The 16,530-nt window shown below is 73.6% G+C and carries 10 protein-coding genes; 5 read left to right on the top strand and 5 right to left on the bottom strand.

The window, feature by feature from the left end:
* Window positions 1-57: 57 nt before the first annotated feature.
* Window positions 58-1,437, bottom strand: a complete 1,380-nt coding sequence (locus ACFOYX_RS21215) for an FAD-dependent oxidoreductase (RefSeq protein WP_109799764.1) — start codon at window positions 1,435-1,437, stop codon at window positions 58-60.
* 69 nt (window positions 1,438-1,506) lie between these two features.
* The gene (locus ACFOYX_RS21220) at window positions 1,507-2,655 is read right to left on the bottom strand and encodes a glutamate--cysteine ligase (protein WP_322441302.1); all 1,149 of its coding nucleotides are present in this window, start codon (window positions 2,653-2,655) and stop codon (window positions 1,507-1,509) included.
* 187 nt (window positions 2,656-2,842) lie between these two features.
* On the opposite strand from ACFOYX_RS21220, the gene lysX reads away from it, so the two are divergent.
* The 4 genes from lysX (at window position 2,843) to ACFOYX_RS21240 (ending at window position 9,560) form a co-directional block, all read left to right on the top strand.
* A complete protein-coding gene (lysX, locus tag ACFOYX_RS21225; RefSeq protein ID WP_322441303.1) occupies window positions 2,843-6,178 on the top strand; it encodes a bifunctional lysylphosphatidylglycerol synthetase/lysine--tRNA ligase LysX in 3,336 nt (1,111 codons plus the stop codon).
* A complete protein-coding gene (locus ACFOYX_RS21230; RefSeq protein ID WP_322441304.1) occupies window positions 6,175-6,870 on the top strand; it encodes a DUF998 domain-containing protein in 696 nt (231 codons plus the stop codon). The genes lysX and ACFOYX_RS21230 overlap by 4 nt, the downstream gene beginning before the upstream one ends.
* Before the next feature lie 94 nt (window positions 6,871-6,964).
* Window positions 6,965-7,708 carry a membrane protein insertase YidC gene (locus ACFOYX_RS21235; protein ID WP_322441305.1) on the top strand — a complete coding sequence of 248 codons (744 nt, stop codon included), beginning with the start codon at window positions 6,965-6,967 and terminating at the stop codon, window positions 7,706-7,708.
* 286 nt (window positions 7,709-7,994) lie between these two features.
* Window positions 7,995-9,560 carry a cellulose binding domain-containing protein gene (locus tag ACFOYX_RS21240; protein ID WP_322441306.1) on the top strand — a complete coding sequence of 522 codons (1,566 nt, stop codon included), beginning with the start codon at window positions 7,995-7,997 and terminating at the stop codon, window positions 9,558-9,560.
* Between the two features lie 41 nt (window positions 9,561-9,601).
* Here ACFOYX_RS21240 and ACFOYX_RS21245 read toward each other — a convergent pair whose 3' ends face one another.
* Both ACFOYX_RS21245 and ACFOYX_RS21250 read right to left on the bottom strand, forming a co-directional pair.
* On the bottom strand, window positions 9,602-10,273 hold the full coding sequence (locus ACFOYX_RS21245) for a DedA family protein (RefSeq protein WP_322441307.1): 672 nt from the start codon (window positions 10,271-10,273) through the stop codon (window positions 9,602-9,604).
* 87 nt (window positions 10,274-10,360) lie between these two features.
* The gene (locus tag ACFOYX_RS21250) at window positions 10,361-10,960 is read right to left on the bottom strand and encodes a DUF1349 domain-containing protein (protein WP_322441308.1); all 600 of its coding nucleotides are present in this window, start codon (window positions 10,958-10,960) and stop codon (window positions 10,361-10,363) included.
* 56 nt (window positions 10,961-11,016) lie between these two features.
* On the opposite strand from ACFOYX_RS21250, the gene ACFOYX_RS21255 reads away from it, so the two are divergent.
* A complete protein-coding gene (locus tag ACFOYX_RS21255; RefSeq protein WP_322441309.1) occupies window positions 11,017-12,669 on the top strand; it encodes an alpha-amylase family protein in 1,653 nt (550 codons plus the stop codon).
* A 102-nt stretch (window positions 12,670-12,771) separates the two neighbouring features.
* On the opposite strand, the gene ACFOYX_RS21260 is transcribed toward ACFOYX_RS21255, so the two are convergent.
* Window positions 12,772-16,518, bottom strand: coding sequence for a S8 family serine peptidase (locus ACFOYX_RS21260; protein ID WP_322441310.1), 3,747 nt, complete (start codon window positions 16,516-16,518; stop codon window positions 12,772-12,774).
* Window positions 16,519-16,530: the final 12 nt, after the last annotated feature.

The following is a 16,530-nucleotide window of genomic DNA, read 5'->3' on the forward strand; positions in this document are numbered from 1 at the left end:
AGCGCGGACACGCTGACCGCGGCCCCCGACAAGGATCGGGTGTCGAGTGTGGGCGGGTCAGCGGCCGGCGCCGGCGAGGGCGTCGACGGCCTTGCGGGCCGCGATCAGCACCGGATCCCAGACCGGCGCGTACGGCGGGGCGTAGCCCAGGTCCAGCGCCGTCATGTCGTCCACGGTCATGCTGTTCCACAGCGCCACGGCCAGCGTGTCGATCCGTTTCGCCGCCTCGGACCAGCCGACGATCTGCGCCCCGAGGAGCCGGCCGCTGGGCCGCTCGGCGATCAGCTTGACGGTCATCCGCCGGGCGCCCGGGTAGTAGCCGGCCCGGTTGGTCGACTCCGCCACCACCGACACGAAGTCGAAGCCGGCCGCGCGGGCGTCCCGCTCCCGCAGCCCGGTACGCCCCACCTCCAGGTCGCAGACCTTGGTCACCGCCGTGCCGATCACGCCGGGGAAGGTGGCGTACCCGCCGCCGATGTTGATGCCGGCCACCCGGCCCTGCTTGTTGGCGTGGGTGCCGAGCGGGACGTGCACCGGCATCCCGCTGATCCGGTGCAGGGTCTCCACGCAGTCCCCGGCGGCCCAGACGCCCGGCACCCCGGGCACCCGCATCCGCCGGTCCGTGCGGAGCCCGCCGGTCGGCCCGAGCGGCAGGCCGGCGGCCTCCGCCAGGGCGGTGTTGGGGCGTACGCCGAGACCCAGGATCACGACGTCGGCCGGCATCGGTCCCTCGGCGGTGACCACGGTGGCGATCCGCCCGTCCCGCTCCTCCAGCCCGGTCACCGACAGGCCGGTACGGATCTGGATGCCGATCCCCTTCAGGGCGTCGGCGACCAGTTCTCCCATGTCCCCGTCCACGGTGGACATCGGCTGGTCGGACTGCTCGACCAGGTCGACGGTGAGCCCCCGCTGGATCAGCGCCTCGGCCATCTCGACGCCGATGTAGCCGCCGCCGATCACCACCGCCCGCCGGGGCCGGGGCTCCCGTTCCAGCCAGTCGAGCAGCGCCGCCCCGTCGTCGAGGGTCTGCACACCGAACACCCCGGCGGCGTCGGTCCGGGCCCACGGGGGCTGCACCGGGACCGCGCCGGTGGCGTACACCAGGGTATCGAAGCCCTCCCGGACCTCCCGGCCGTCCGCCAGGTCCCGGGCGACCACCTCGCGGCGTTCCACGTCGATGCCGGTCACCTCGTGCCGGATCCGGATGTCGATGTCGAACGACTCCCGGAAGGTGGCCGGGTCGCGGGCGATGAGCTGCTCCCGGTCGGGCACCACCCCGCTGACCCAGTAGGGGATGCCGCACGCGGAGTACGAGGTGAAGTTTCCCCGCTCGAAGGCGACGATCTCCAGGTCGTCGCGGTCGCGGCGACGCCGGGCCTGGGACGCGGCGGCCATCCCGGCCGCGTCCCCGCCGACGACGATCAGCCGTTCCGCCACGGGATCAATCCTGTCACGCGGGGAGCGCCCGCGGGCCCGCCCCGCGCGCCCCGGCCGGGGCCGCGCCGGTCAGCCCCGGGTCTGCCGGGCCACGTCCTCGACCACGTCGACCATCCGACCGGTACGGGCGAAGACGGCGCGTTGCCGGGCGGCTCCGCTGCCGTGCCGGCGCAGCCCGCCCAGCAGGTCGGTCACCTGGTCGAGGTCGCCGTGCTTCGCCAGCTCCGGCCGGACCCGGTCGACCAGCTTCTCCAGCAGTGCCCACGCCGGGCGCAGCTCGCCGTCGGTCAGGTCGACGCCGTCGCCCTCCAGCCCGTCGTGCGCGGCCCGCCAGTGCGCGGCGACGAGCAGGTGATGGTCGGTCCGGATCGCCGGCCGCCCCTCGGCGATGTCGGTCATCGCGGTCGCCACCAGGGCCCGCACCAGGGCGGCGACCAGCACGGCGTCGTCCACAGACGGGCAGACATCGCCGATCCGGATCTCCACCGTCGGGTACTTCGCGGACAGCCGGGCGTACCAGTAGAGCATCCCCTCGTCGAGCATCACCCCGCTGCCGATGAGCTGCCGGATCAGCCGCTGGTAGTGCTCATGGGACGTCAGGAAGGGGGTGGGCGCCACCGACGGCCAGCGTTCCCACTCCACCGACCGCCAGCTCGCGTAGCCGGTGTCCTCTCCCTTGACGAACGGCGAGTTGGCGGTCACCGCGTGCAGGATCGGCAGCCAGGGGCGGACGTGGTTGAGCACCTGCACGCCGGTGTCCGGGTCGGGGATGCCGACGTGCACGTGCATCCCGTTATTGCCCGGGCCGGGCACCAGCAGCCGGAACCGCTCGATCATGCGGTCGAACCGGGGCTTGTCGACGACCGGCGGCACCGGGCCGTCCACCGGGCCGGTGCCGATGGCGAGCACCCGTACGCCGGCCCGCTCGGCGGCGTCGGCCAGCGCGGCGCGCAGCACCCCGAGCGAGTGCCGGATGGACGAGAGTTCCAGCCCGGGCGGGGTGCCGATCTCGATCTGGCTGGTCTGGAACTCCCGCTCGACCTGGCCGCGCAGCTCGGCCGGCACCTGTTCCATGACCAGGTCGACGGCTGGCACCGCCGCGCCGGTGTGCGGGTCGACGAGCAGGAACTCCTCCTCGACGCCGACGGTGAACAGGTCGGTGCCGCCCGCGGCGGTCTTCCGTTCCCGCTCGGCCACTGACCCGCTCATCGCCCTCACCGCACCTTTCGCGCCGGCCGCGGCGTCGCGCCGCGTCGTCGACGGCCCACTACCCACCGTGTCGGCGCGGGGAAACGCGGCCCGGCGTGTCGGTCCGGACCCGGTGCTTCCGCGACGGGTCCGTCGGCGGGCGTGGCTACGATGAGGCCGGTCGACGCCGGGCGTCACCGGCGCGAGGGAGGCCACGTTGACCCGGAGCACCGCGTCGCGGACGGTGACCGACCCGCGGCGCGCCGACCGGGGCTGGCGAGGCCAGGTGCCCCGGGCCTTCGCCACGCTGCTCTGGGTGATCGCGGTGGTCTGCGCGCTGGCCGCGCTGAGCAGCGCCGCCCGCTCCGACATCCAGCCGGTCCGTACCGCGATCGACGCCCTGCTGCTGCCCGCGCCGGCGAACCTGGCGTACGCGGTCTTCCTCGGCACCCTCGCCTCGGCGGTGCTGCGCCGCAAGCGGCTGGCGTACTGGGTGCTGGTCGGCTACTTCATCCTCAGCCTGGCCGTCGGCGTGCTGGCCGGCGTGCTGCTGCTGGCGGTGGGCAGCAACGACCTCACCGACGACGCCGGGGAGCGGCTGTTCAGCTCGCTGGAGACGGTCGGGGTGTGGGTCGGCATCGCCTTCGCCGCCGGGGCGTCGGCCCTGCTGCTGGCCGCCCGGCGCGAGTTCTACGCCCGGGTGCGCAGCGGCAGCACCCGCCGTGCCCTGGGGGTCTTCCTCGGGCTGGCGGCGGTCGCCGTCGGGCTCGGCTACCTGCTGCTCCTGGTCGAGCCGGGCAGCCTGCGGACCTGGGTGGACCGGCTCGGCTACGCCATCGAGAAGGTGTTCGGTGGCGCGATCACCCTGGACGTCACCCGGCAGGGGCAGGCGCCCGGCTGGGTCAACCTGCTGCTCGGCGGCTTCGGCGCGGTCGCCTTCGTGGCCGGCCTGTTCACCCTGCTCCGGTCGCAGCGGGCCGCCGCCGTGCTGCACGCCGATGAGGAGGAGCGGATCCGGGAGCTGCTGGCCCGGCACGGCGAGCGGGACTCGCTCGGCTACTTCGCCACCCGCCGGGACAAGGCGGCGATCTTCTCCGCCAGCGGCAAGGCGGCGATCACCTACCGGGTGGTCAACGGGGTCAGCCTGGCCAGCGGCGACCCGGTGGGAGACCCCGAGGCGTGGGGGCCGGCCATCGAGGCGTGGCTCGACCAGGCCCGCGCGTACGCCTGGACCCCGGCGGTGATGGGCACCAGCGAGGCGGGCGCCAAGGCGTACCACCGGCACGGGCTGAAGGTGCTGCACCTGGGGGACGAGGCGATCCTGCTGGCCCGCGACTTCGACCTGGACGGGCGGGACATGCGCCCGGTCCGCCAGGCCGTGCACCGGGTGGAGCGGGCCGGCTACACGGCCCGGGTGCGCCGGCACGCGGAGATCCCGCCGGCGGAGCTCGCCGGGCTGGCCAGGCTGGCCACCGCCTGGCGGGACACCGCACACGAGCGGGGCTTCTCGATGGCGCTGGGCCGGCTCGGCGACCCGGCCGACGGCGACTGCGTGCTGGTCGAGGCGCGGGACGCGGCCGGCCGGGTGCGGGCGCTGCTGTCGCTGAGCCCGTGGGGCGCCGACGGGCTGTCGCTGGACCTGATGCGCCGGGACCGGTCCGCCGAGAACGGGGTCACGGAGTTCATGGTGGCGACGCTGATGGGCGCGGCGCCCCGGCTCGGCGTCGATCGGGTGTCGCTGAACTTCGCGGTCTTCCGGTCGGTCTTCGAGCAGGGGGCCAGGATCGGCGCCGGCCCGGTCATCCGGCTCTGGCGGCACACGCTGCTCTTCTTCTCCCGCTGGTGGCAGCTGGAGTCGCTCTACCTCTCCAACGCCAGGTACCAGCCGCACTGGACCCCGCGCTACCTGTGCTTCGCCGAGCGCCGGGAGCTGGCCCGGGTGGGTCTCGCCGCGGCGGTCGCCGAGGGCTTCGTCGCCCTGCCGGGCGGGCGACCCACCCCGCTGCACGGGGTGCCGCCGACCGGCGGCGGGGTGGGCTACGTGCCGCCGGCCGCCGCGACGGTCCGGGCCGTGCCGCCGGAGCCGGCCGCAGTGCGCCGTCCGGAGCAGATCCGGGTACGCCTGGCGAAGCTGGACCGGCTGCGCGCCGAGGGCGTCGACCCGTACCCGGTGGGCTTCCCGCGGACGCAGAGCTGCGCCGAGGTGCGCCGACGGCACGCCGGCCTGGCCCCGGACACCGGCACCGGGGAGATCGTGTCGGTGGCCGGCCGGGTGCTGCTGGTCCGCGACCACGGGCACGTCTGCTTCGTGACGGTCCGGGACGGCAGCGGCGACCTGCAACTGATGCTGGAGCAGGACCTGGACCGCTGGCGGGCCACCGTGGACATCGGCGACCACGTGGGCGCCACCGGCGAGGTGTACGCGACGAAGCACGGCGAGGTGTCGGTGCGGGTGGCCGACTGGGCGTTGACCGCCAAGTGCCTGCGTCCGCTGCCGGACAAGCACCACGGGCTGGCCGACCCGGAGGCGCGGGTCCGGCAGCGCTACCTCGACCTCGCCATCAACCCGGCGGCGCGGGACCTGCTGCGGGCCCGCGGCGCCGCCCTGCACAGCCTGCGGCGGTCGCTGGCCGACCGGGACTTCCTCGAGGTGGAGACGCCGATCCTGCAGCGGGTGCACGGCGGCGCCAACGCCCGCCCGTTCCTCACCCACAGCAACGCGTACGACCTGCGGCTGAGCCTGCGCATCGCCCCGGAGCTGTACCTGAAGCGGCTGGCCGTGGGCGGGGTGGAGCGGGTGTACGAGCTGGGCCGGGCGTTCCGCAACGAGGGCGTGGACCACAGCCACAATCCGGAGTTCACGGTGCTGGAGGCGTACCAGGCGTACGCCGACTACCACGTGATGCGCGAGCTGGCCCGGGAGCTGATCGTCGCCGCGGCGGTCGCGGTGCACGGGTCGCCGGTGGTGCGCCGCCCCGGGACGGACGAGTCCGTGGACGTCGGCGGCGAGTGGCCGGTGCGTACGGTCAACGAGGCGGTCTCCGCGGCGCTCGGCGAGGAGGTCACCGCCGACACCGACGTGGCCGCCCTGCGCAAGCTCTGCGACGCCGCCGGGGTCGCGTACGACCCGCGCGGGGAGCGCGGCGCGGTGCTGCTGGAGCTGTACGAGCGGCTGGTCGAGGCGCGCACCGAGGCGCCGACGTTCTACCTGGACTTCCCGACCGACGTCTCGCCGTTGACTCGGCAGCACCGGGACGACCCACGGCTGGCGGAGCGGTGGGACCTGGTGGCGTTCGGGTTGGAGCTGGGCACCGCGTACTCGGAGCTGGTCGACCCGACGGAGCAGCGGCGCCGGCTCACCGCGCAGTCGTTGCGGGCGGCCGGCGGCGACCCGGAGGCGATGGAGCTGGACGAGGACTTCCTCACCGCGCTGGAGTACGCCATGCCGCCCACCGGCGGGCTCGGCCTGGGCGTGGACCGGCTGGTGATGCTGCTGACCGGCCGGTCGATCCGGGAGACCCTGCCCTTCCCGCTGGTCCGCGAGTCATCGTGAGCCGCGGCCCGACCCGGTTGTCGCCGGGGCTGGCGCTCGGGCTGGCCGGGGTCCTCTACTCGTCGTGGCTGATCGGGCCGCTGCTGAACCCGGCGTTCGGCCTCCTCGACGGGTACGCCAGCGAGCTGGCCGCCCGGGACCAGCCGTACCACCTGGTCTTCGGCCTGGGTGACCTGGTCGTCGGCGCGCTGGCCTCGGCGACCGGGGTGGTGCTGGCCCGGCGGGCCCGGGGCTGGCCGCGGTGGGCCTGGTGGGGGCTGGTCGCCTTCGGCGTGGCCACCGCCCTGGACGGCACGGTGAGTTCGATGGACTGCGCCCCGACGGCGGACGCGCGGTGCGCCCGGTTGGCGGAGCTGGGCGCGCTGTCCTGGCGGCACCAGGGGCACTCGGTGAGCTCGTCGGCGGCCGTCGTCGGCGGGCTGGTCTCACTGGTGGCGCTGCTGGTGGCGCTGCGCGGCCGTCGCGTGCCGTTCCGGTGGGGTTTGGTGGTGGCCACGGTGCTGCTGGTCGGCACGGCCGGGACCCTGGTCGAGCTGGCCCACCTGGACGCGGCGCTGGGCGCCTGGCAGCGGGTCCAACTGCTCGGCCTGTCCGGCTGGCTGGTGTACGCCGGCGTCGTCGCGGCCCGCACCGACCCGGGACCGGAGGCTGGAGCCCTCAATGTCGGCGCCCGGCGTGACCCCGGGTCCTAGGCTGGCGGCGTGCCGGGGTTGCCGATGGCGGTGGCGGGGGCGTGAGCGTACGCGCCGTCCCCGCGGGACCTCCGGAATCGGACCGAGGGGTTCCATGCTCGCCTTCGCACCACTGCACGCCGCGGCGTCCGTCGCCGCCACCGTCGTCACCTGGCTCGCCGACACGCTCGAACCGCTGACCGGCGGCGCGGCCACGGCCGCCGCGATCGTCCTGTTCACCATCGGCGTCCGCCTGCTCATCTCGCCGCTCACCCTGGCGCAGGTCCGCGGGGAGCGGCGCCGCGCGGCGCTCGCCCCCGAGGTCCGCGACCTCCAGCGCCGGTACGCCGACGACCCCACCAAGCTGCAGAGCGAGTTGTTCGCGTTGTACCGGCGGGCCGGCGCCAATCCGGTCGCCGGCTGCCTCCCGGCGCTGCTCCAGGCGCCGTTCTTCCTGGTCATGTACCGCCTCTTCGCTACCGGTGACGGCCGCCCTGCGCTGCTCGACGAGCGGCTGGCCGGGGTGCCGCTGGGCTGGCACCTCGGCGACGGGCTGACCGGGCCGGTGGTCGCCGTCTTCGGGGTGCTGCTGGCGGCGCTGCTCGTGTTGGCCTGGTACTCGTCGCGGCGGGCCCGTCGGGCGGCCGCCACCACCGGCACTGTCGCCGGTACGCCCACCGAGGGGCCGGGCGCGGCGACGCTGGGCCGGCTGCTGCCGCTGCTGCCGTACACCACGGTGCTGGTGGCGTTGGTGGTGCCGCTGGCGGCGGTGCTCTACCTGGTCACCACGACCGGGTGGACCGCGCTGGAGCAGGTGGTGCTGCGTCGCCCGCAGCCGGCGGACACCGCCGGACGCTGAACTTCGTCAACCGGTTCACACCTTCCGTCGCTGAGGCGTCGGCCAGGGGTCCCCTCCCGTCGCCTCCGGGCCCGGAGGGGACCCCTCCGCAAACTCCTCTGGACAGAAACAGTTAACAGTCTTAATAATATCGCTGACGTTGATGCCCGTGGATGCCCGTTCGGGTGTGGAGGGTCGCATGAAACGGTCCGCACCTGGCCACCCTGCCCTGACCCGCGGGCCCCACCACGACGCCGGCCCGCCCGGACCGGCCACCCCCCACCACATCAGGTCCCGGGAGGACATCGTGAAACTCCGCCCCACCCGCGTGGCGACGTTCGCCGTCGCGCTCGCCGCCGCCCTGGTCGCGGCCACCGTCGTGGCCGCGCCACCCGCCTCCGCCGCCACCGCCGCCTTCGTCCGCACCTCCAGCTGGAGCAGCGGGTACGAGGCCAAGTTCACCGTCACCAACAACAGCTCGGCGAGCATCTCCTCGTGGAACGTCCAGTTCGACCTGCCCGCCGGCAGCACCGTCGGCTCGTTCTGGGACGCCCTGCTGACCACCTCCGGCCAGCACGTCACCGCGGTCAACCAGTCCTGGAACGGCGCCCTCGCCCCGGGCGCCAGCACCACCTTCGGCTTCATCGTCAGCGGCACCGGCGACCCCACCAACTGCACGGTCAACGGCGGCTCCTGCACCGGCGGGGGAGGCGGCGACCCGTCCGCGCCGCCCACCCCGGGCGGGCTGCGGATCACCGGCAGCACCGACTCCGCGGGCTCGCTGGCCTGGAACGCGGTCTCCGGCACGGTCACCGGCTACCGGGTGTACGAGGGCAGCACCGTGCGGGCCACCGTCACCGGCACCTCCGCCACGGTCTCCGGCCTGGCCGCCTGCACGACGCACAGCTACACGGTGGCCGCGTACAACGCCAGCGGCGAGTCGCCGAAGTCGGCGGCGGTGTCGGCCAGCACCACCGGCTGCACCGGCGGCGGCAGCGGCCCGATGGCCGCCGCGCCCTACCTCTACCCGGGCTGGGGCGACCCGCCCGCGCCGTCGACCGTGATGGGCGCGACCGGGATCAAGTGGTTCACCATCGCGTTCGTGCTCTCCGGCGGCGGCTGCACGCCGGCCTGGGACGGCTCCGGCCCGCTCATCGGGGGCGCGCACGCCAGCACCATCGCCGCGATCCGGGCGGCCGGCGGTGACGTGATCCCGTCCTTCGGCGGGTGGAGCGGCAACAAGCTCGGCCCGAACTGCTCCTCGGCGAGCGCCCTCGCCGGCGCGTACCAGCAGGTGATCAACGCGTACGGGCTGAAGGCCATCGACATCGACATCGAGAACAGCGACGAGTTCGAGAACGAGGTGGTGCAGGACCGGATCCTCGGCGCGCTGAAGATCGTCAAGCAGGACAACCCGGGGATCAAGACGATCGTCACCTTCGGCACGTCGACCACCGGCCCGTCCTGGTGGGGCACCCGGCTGATCAACCAGGCCGCCGCGCTCGGTGCCAACATCGACACCTTCACCATCATGCCGTTCGACTTCGGCGGCGGAGCGAACATGTACCAGAACACGGTGAACGCCGCCGAGGGGCTGAAGAACGCGCTGAAGACGGCGTTCGGCTGGTCGGACGCCACCGCGTACACGCACATGGGCATCTCCGGCATGAACGGCCTCTCCGACCAGCAGGAGCTGACCTCCCCGGCCACCTGGACCCAGATCCGCGACTGGGCCAAGGCCCGGGGACTCTCCCGGTTCACCTTCTGGTCGGTCAACCGGGACCGGCCCTGCGCGGGCGGGGGCGTGGTCTCCAACTGCTCGGGCATCGCCCAGAACACCTGGGAGTTCACCTCGATCACCGCACGGTACTGATCGAAGCGCGGTCCCCGCGCGTACCGGACGCGTCGTCGCGGTCAGCGGCCGGCAGTCACCGACTGCCGGTCGCGCCGCGCGCGCCGCTTCCGGATCTTCCTCGCCGACCAGCTCACGATCATCACGCCGAAGATGGCGAAGATCGCGTAGTTGAACCAGTCGCTGTACCGGTCCACCTGCTGCCACCGCGAGCCGAGGGCGAAGCCGAGCCCGGCGATCAGCGCGTTCCACACCCCGCTGCCGATCGTGGTCAGCAGGACGAACTCGCCCAGCGGCATCCGGTTCGCCCCGGCCGGGACGGAGACCAGGCTGCGGACCACCGGGACCAGCCGTCCGATCAGCACCGCCCACCGGCCGTGCCGCTCGAACCAGCGGTCGGCCTTCTCCAGGTCGTCGCGGTCGACCAGCGGGATGTGGTCCAGCCAGCGCTTCAGCCGCTCCTCGCCGAGCGCGGCGCCGAGCCAGTAGAGCACCAGCGCGCCGAGCAGCGAGCCGGCCGTGGCGGCGAGCACGATCAGCACGACGTTGAACCGGCCCTCGGCGGAGAGGTAGCCGGCCATCGCCAGCACGATCTCGCTCGGGATCGGCGGGATGATGCTCTCCAGCGCCACCAGGAAGGCCACGCCGAGCGCGCCGAGCGAGTCGATGACGGTGGCCACCCAACCGGTCAGCCCGCTGAACTGGTTCGGGTCGACGTGCTGGGCGAGAGCCATGGGCGTCCTTCCGGCCGGGGATCGGACAGTGGTACCCCGACCGTCACCGGTCACACCTGCCGGTGACCCGCCCCACTGATCACCCGATCAGTCCGCCGGGTGCAGCGCGGCGTCGGCCCGCCCCCGCCGCCAGCCGGTGAACCGCACGATCAGCCCGCCCCGGGTCGGCGAGCAGCAGAACGGCCCCGCCGACGCCTCGGCCCCGGGTTCCAGCGGGGCGAGCCGCACCAGCCGCCACGGCTCGCCGGCGGCCCGGGCCCGGACGGTCAGCGCGTCGCCGGACCGGCTGACCCGCACGGTCACCTCCCGCCCGGACCACTCCGGCACCGGGGCGACCGACCAGTCCGACACCTCCCGGGTGACCACCCCGCCGAGCTGCGGCCGGCCGTCGCTGACCTCCACCCCGGCCTTGGTCCAGCACCGCTCGTCCACCCGGACCAGCACGCCCGCCTGGTCGAACTGCTCGGCGTAGTCGAGCTGGAAGCTCACCTCCACCGCGCTGCCGGCCGGGAACGGGGCGAGCAGCGCCGAGCCGTCGTCGTGCACGAAGCCGTAGCTGGTGTGCCGCCAGAAGTCGCTGCCCTCGGCCGGTTCGACCAGCAGCCCACCGGCGGACTCCGCCGCCCGGACCGGCGGGTTCAGCCAGGTGCCGGCGGACCACTCGACCCTGCTCGTCTCGGCGTTCATGCCGGCACCGTACCCGCGGGTTTGCCGCTCCGGGCGACGGGAGAAGTAAACCGGGCATGGGTGACAGGTGGTACCAGGAGGCGGTCGTCTACTGCCTCGACATCGACACGTTCGCGGACTCCGACGGCGACGGGGTGGGTGACATCCGCGGCCTCCTCGGCCGGCTCGACTACCTCGCCCGGCTCGGCGTGACCTGCCTGTGGCTGCATCCGATCCACCCGTCGCCGAACAAGGACGACGGGTACGACGTCACTGACTTCTACAACGTGAACCCGCGCCTGGGCACCCTCGGCGACTTCGCGGAGCTGCTGCACCAGGCGCGGAACCGGGGCATCCGGGTGATCATGGACCTGGTGGTCAACCACACCTCGGACGAACACCCGTGGTTCCAGTCCGCCCGGTCCTCGCCGGACTCGCCGTACGGGGACTGGTACGTCTGGTCGGACGAGGAGCCGCCGGACCGCCACCAGGGCATGGTCTTCCCGGGCGAGCAGAACGAGACGTGGAGCTACGACCGGACCGCCAAGGCGTGGTACTACCACCGGTTCTACAAGTTCCAGCCCGACCTCAACATGGCGAACCCGAAGGTCCGCGAAGAGGTCAAGAAGATCATGTCGTTCTGGCTCCAGCTCGGCGTCTCCGGCTTCCGGATGGACGCGGTGCCGTTCATCATCGAGCTGACCGAGGCCGGCAACCCGGACTCCCCGAAGGACATGGAGTTCCTCACCGAGCTGCGCCAGCACGTGCAGTGGCGCCGCGGCGACGCCATCCTGCTGGCCGAGGCCAACGTCGAGCCCGACCAGCTCCCGGTCTACTTCGGCGACAGCGGCGGTTCCGCCAACCGGCTGCACATGCTCTTCGACTTCATGCTCAACGGGCGGCTGATGCTGGCCCTGGCGCGGCAGGATCCGGAGCCGGTGATCGAGGCGCTGCGGGACACCCCGAAGCTGCCCGTGGGCGGGCAGTGGGCCACCTTCCTGCGCAACCACGACGAGATCGACCTGTCCCGGCTGACCGCCGAGCAGCGCAACCAGGTGTACGAGCAGTTCGGCCCCGACGAGGACATGAAGCTCTACGGCCGGGGCATCCGCCGTCGGCTCGCCTCCATGCTCGGCAACGACCGGCGGCGCCTCGAGCTGGCGTACGCCCTCCAGTTCTCGCTGCGCGGCACGCCGGTGCTGCGCTACGGCGAGGAGATCGGCATGGGCGAGGACCTCTCGCTACCCGGGCGGGAGGCGATCCGTACCCCGATGCAGTGGTCGTACAAGGAGAACGCCGGCTTCTCCACTGCGGACCCGGAGAAGCTGGTCCGCCCCGTGATCGACAAGGGCGAGTTCAGCTACGAGAAGGTCAACGTGACCGCCCAGCGGCGGGACCCCCGCTCGCTGCTGGCGTGGTTCGAGCGGATGATCCGTACCCTGCGGGAGGCCCCGGAGGTCGGCTCCGGCTCCACGACCCACATCGACGTGCCGATGCCGCCCGGGGTGCTCGCGCACCGTGCCGACGGCCCGACCGGGACGATGGTCTTCCTGCACAACCTGGGGACCGAGGACGCCGAGGTGGACCTGAGCAGCCTCCAGCCCGAGGCGGACCTGCCGATCGACGTGCTCGCCGACCGAGGCTACGGCGACGTGGGCAAGCTGGAGCGGCTGAAGCTGTCCGGCTACGGGTACCGCTGGATCCGGCTCTGCCGGGGCCGGCCCGTCTGACCACGGGCCGGTGTCGCCGCCGATGCGGGCGGTCCCCGGTCCCGCGTGACGTCCGACCGGCTTCAGCCGGCCGGACGTCACGCGATCACGGCGCGGAGACGATCAGCGCACGCCGAAGGCGCGGATCACGGTCTGGTCGACCGAGTTGCCCGAGCCGTCCCTGGCGCTGGCCCGCAGCGACACGTACCCGGCGCCCTTCGGCGCCCGCAGGTTCGCCGCCCAGGATCCGTCCTTCGTACGGTCCAGCGGTTGCCGCTGCCAGTGCGCGCCGTCGTCGTACGAGATCTCCAGCGTGACCGGCCCGATGCCGCCGCGGCCGGTGGCCCCGGGGAGATGCGCGGCGGACACGGTCAGACCGGTCTCGCCCTTCGCGGTACCGGCGGCGTCGGTGTCGACCGCGTAGTCGAGCTGGAGCAGCGGCAGCACGCTCGACTCCACCCCCGCGGCCGGCGCCGTCGACCGGAACCGCCACTCCGTCTCGGTGCGGGTCGAGTACGGGCCGGCGCTCGGGTCCTGGGTGGTCCGGGTGACCAGCCGGTAGGGCAGGTCACCCGCGCCCGGCGCGGTGCCGCTGACCCACGTGCTGGTGCTCTGGCCGAGCAGCGTGTCGCCCTGGTACAGCTGGTTGGTCTGCTCGGCCGCGTTCATCGCCATGCCGACGTGGTCGGCCCCGCCCCAACCGGGTACGTCCAGGTTGAGGGTGGTGCCGGACCGGGTGGGCAGCTTGAAGTTGTTGTTCAGGTGCGGCCGTTCGATCGGCTCGAAGAACTGCTCCTCGCCGCTGCTGCCGGCCCGGTAGCCGGTCCGGGTGTCGATCTGGTACGTGCCGGAGTCGAGGTACGCCTCCTGGCCCCACTGGTACAGGTCGCCGGTGGACACCCAGTCGGTGCGGACCGGGGCGAGCGGCCGGTTGCTGGTGAGGCCGATGCCCCAGTCCGAGTACGACGGCCAGTCGAACCGGAACTCGCCACCCCGGGTCTGCGTCGCCGGGAAGGCGAAGCCGACGTCGATCCGGGCCAGGGTCCTGCTGGTCTCGGTCCGGGTCAGCCCGGCCGGGATCCGGTTGTGGTACGCCTGGACCAGGTCGTACAGGTAGTCGGCGACCGGCTGCGAGGCCACCTCGATCTTCGTCGACCCGTCCTGGATCTGCTGGATCAGCGCCTCGCCCTCGTCCCTGCTGAGCAGCGCCACCTCGATCGGGGTGGGGGTGAAGAAGTCGGACCGGTAGTCGCGCACCTCGCGCCACGGGTAGTCGTTCACCACCAGCATCAGCTTCGCGCCGGCGGCGTTCGCTGCGGCGGCCTGTGCGGAGTCGCCGACCTCCCCGTTGTGCCGGACCACGACCACCTTGCCCCGGGCGTCCAGGTCGGCGTAGTCGCTCGCCGCGCCGTCGCCGGCGAACACGGCGGGCAGGGTCCAACTGCCCTTCGGCAGCTGCGTGGTGCCCTGCTGGCGGACCACGTCGTCGAAGTCGACCTTCGTGGTGCCGACGCTCAGCACCGGCTGTTCCCGGCGCCAGCGGGCGCCGACGTAGAAGTCGCCGTGCGTGACGTCGTGGCTGGTCGGCTGCGCCCAGAAGCTGTCGTAGAACACGCCGCCCTCGATGAACGAGCGCCAGCGGCCCTCCCCCTGGGACCGGAAGTAGTCCAGCCGGGCGTACGTGTCGGAGGTCGGCTGCGGCGCCAGCGACCGGACCCGGCGCGCTGCCGTGCCGTCCAGCCGGACCGTGGTGTCCGCCCGCAGGTCGATGTCCGGGTCGCCGAGCAGGGCCAGGCCGAGCGAGTTCGGCCCGTGGCCGCCGGTGACGTTCAGGAAGCTCATCGCCGAGTAGACGCCCTGGGGCAGGTACAGCTGCGCCGTCCCGTCCTCGTCGGTGTTGACGAAGTCCGGCCCGTAGCTGCCCGGCTGGCCCAGCTCGATGACGCCGGCGGTCGGCTTGCCGGCCCGGTCGGTCAGCTCCAGCCTGAGCCGGTGGTACGGGGTGAACGTGCCGACGCCGATCGCGGTGCGGGTCAGCACCGCCCGGTCCGGCCCGGTGGCGACGAGTTGCCCGGTGTACCGGCTGCCGGCGCTGGCCCGGGTGGTGTCCGTGGTCAGGGTGACCGTGGCGGTGCCGTGCGCGGGCACGGTCACCTGCCCCGCGGACAGGCCGAACAGTCCGGCCGGCGCGGTCGCGGCGTCCACCGCCAGGTCCAGCGTGATCGGCTGGCCGGTGGTGTTGGTGTACGTCACCGGCTGGGTGGTGCCGCCCGCCGTCGCGGTGTCGTACCGCACGCTGGTGTAGACCGTGCCGGTGGCGACGACCGGGGCGCGTACCGCCGCGGCGACGTCGACCCGGCCGGTACCGGCCTGGTACGCGTCGTACTGTGGGGTGGCTCTGGTCGTGCTGACCAGGGCGTTCTTCAGCTGCTGGCCGGTCCAGTCCGGGTGCTTCGCGGCGAGCAGGGCGGCGGCGCCGGCCACATGCGGCGCGGCCATCGAGGTGCCGTCCATGGTCTGGTAGGCGCCCTCACCCGGCGCGTACTGCGATCGGGCCGCGAGCACCCCGACGCCGGGCGCGGTCAGCTCCGGCTTGATGGCCTCGTCGCTGATCCGTGGCCCCTGGCTGGAGAAGTAGGCGAGCTGGTCGTCGACGTCGACCGCGCCGACGGTCAGCGCGGCGTCCGCCGCGCCCGGGGCGGTCACGCTGCCCGGCGCGCCGAGGTTGCCGGCGGAGACGACGAACAGGGCGCCGGTCTCCGCGCTGAGCGAGTTGACCGCCTGGCTGATCGGGTCGGTCCCGTCGCTGGGCTGGCTCGAGCCGAGGCTCATGTTGATGACCGTGGCGTCAGCCTCCCGGGCCGCCCACTCCATGCCGGCGAGGATCCACGAGTCCAGCCCGTAGCCGGCATCGCTGAGCACCTTGCCGACGGCGAGCCGGGCGTCCGGGGCGACGCCCCTCTCCCGCCCGCCGGAGGCGGCGCCGGTGCCGGCGATGGTGGAGGCGACGTGGGTGCCGTGCCCGATCCGGTCGGCGAGCTCCTCACCGGGCACGAACACGGCCGACTCGGCGATCCGGCCGGCCAGGTCCGGGTGGGCGGCGTCGATGCCGGTGTCCAGCACGGCCACGCGTACGCCCGCGCCGGTGTCGCCGCCGGCCCACACCTCGGGGGCGCCGATCTGCGCGGTGGTGTCGGCGAGGTCGGCGTGCACCCGCCCGTCCAGCCAGATCTTGGCGATCCCGCCGCCGAAGCGTCCGGTGGCGCCGGTGGTGGCGGCCCCGGCGGTCGACCTCGTGCGGGTGCCGGCGGTGATCGCGGCCCAGAACTCGTCGGCCTGGTCCCGGTCCTCGCTCAGCGCGGCGCCGGAGATGCTGCTCAGGGTGCGGGTGCGGGTCGCTCCGGTGGGTGCCGTGCCGGCGCGCAGCCCGGACCCCGCCTCGGCGTACGACACGATCAGCGGCAGGTGGTCCACGTGCGCGTCGTCGTACCCGTCGGCGATCAGCCGGGTGACGTTGAACAGCCGCTTGTCCAGGGTGCCGGCGGCCAGGTAGGGGAGCACCGACTGCGGGTACACGTACAGGTCGCTGCCGGATTCCACCACCCGCACCTGGGCCGGGGCGCCGTCGGGACGCCGGGCGTCGAGGGTGCCGCCGTTCGCGCTCCGCCGGGTGGTGACCACATCACCGGTGATCAGGGTGACCGACCGGGTACCGGGCGGGGTGGGCAGGTCGGTCGCTGGTGCGGAGGTCGGGCCGGGAGCGGCCGCCGAGCCGGGGGCGGCGGCCAGGGCTGGTGAGCCTCCGGTCGCCGCCAGGACCGCGGAGACCACGGCGGCGGGCCAGGCTCCCCGGGGACGCGAGAACTTCACGTGACGTTGTTC

The sequence above is a fragment of the Micromonospora sp. GCM10011541 genome, from assembly GCF_042650725.1.
Taxonomy (GTDB): domain Bacteria; phylum Actinomycetota; class Actinomycetes; order Mycobacteriales; family Micromonosporaceae; genus Micromonospora; species Micromonospora sicca.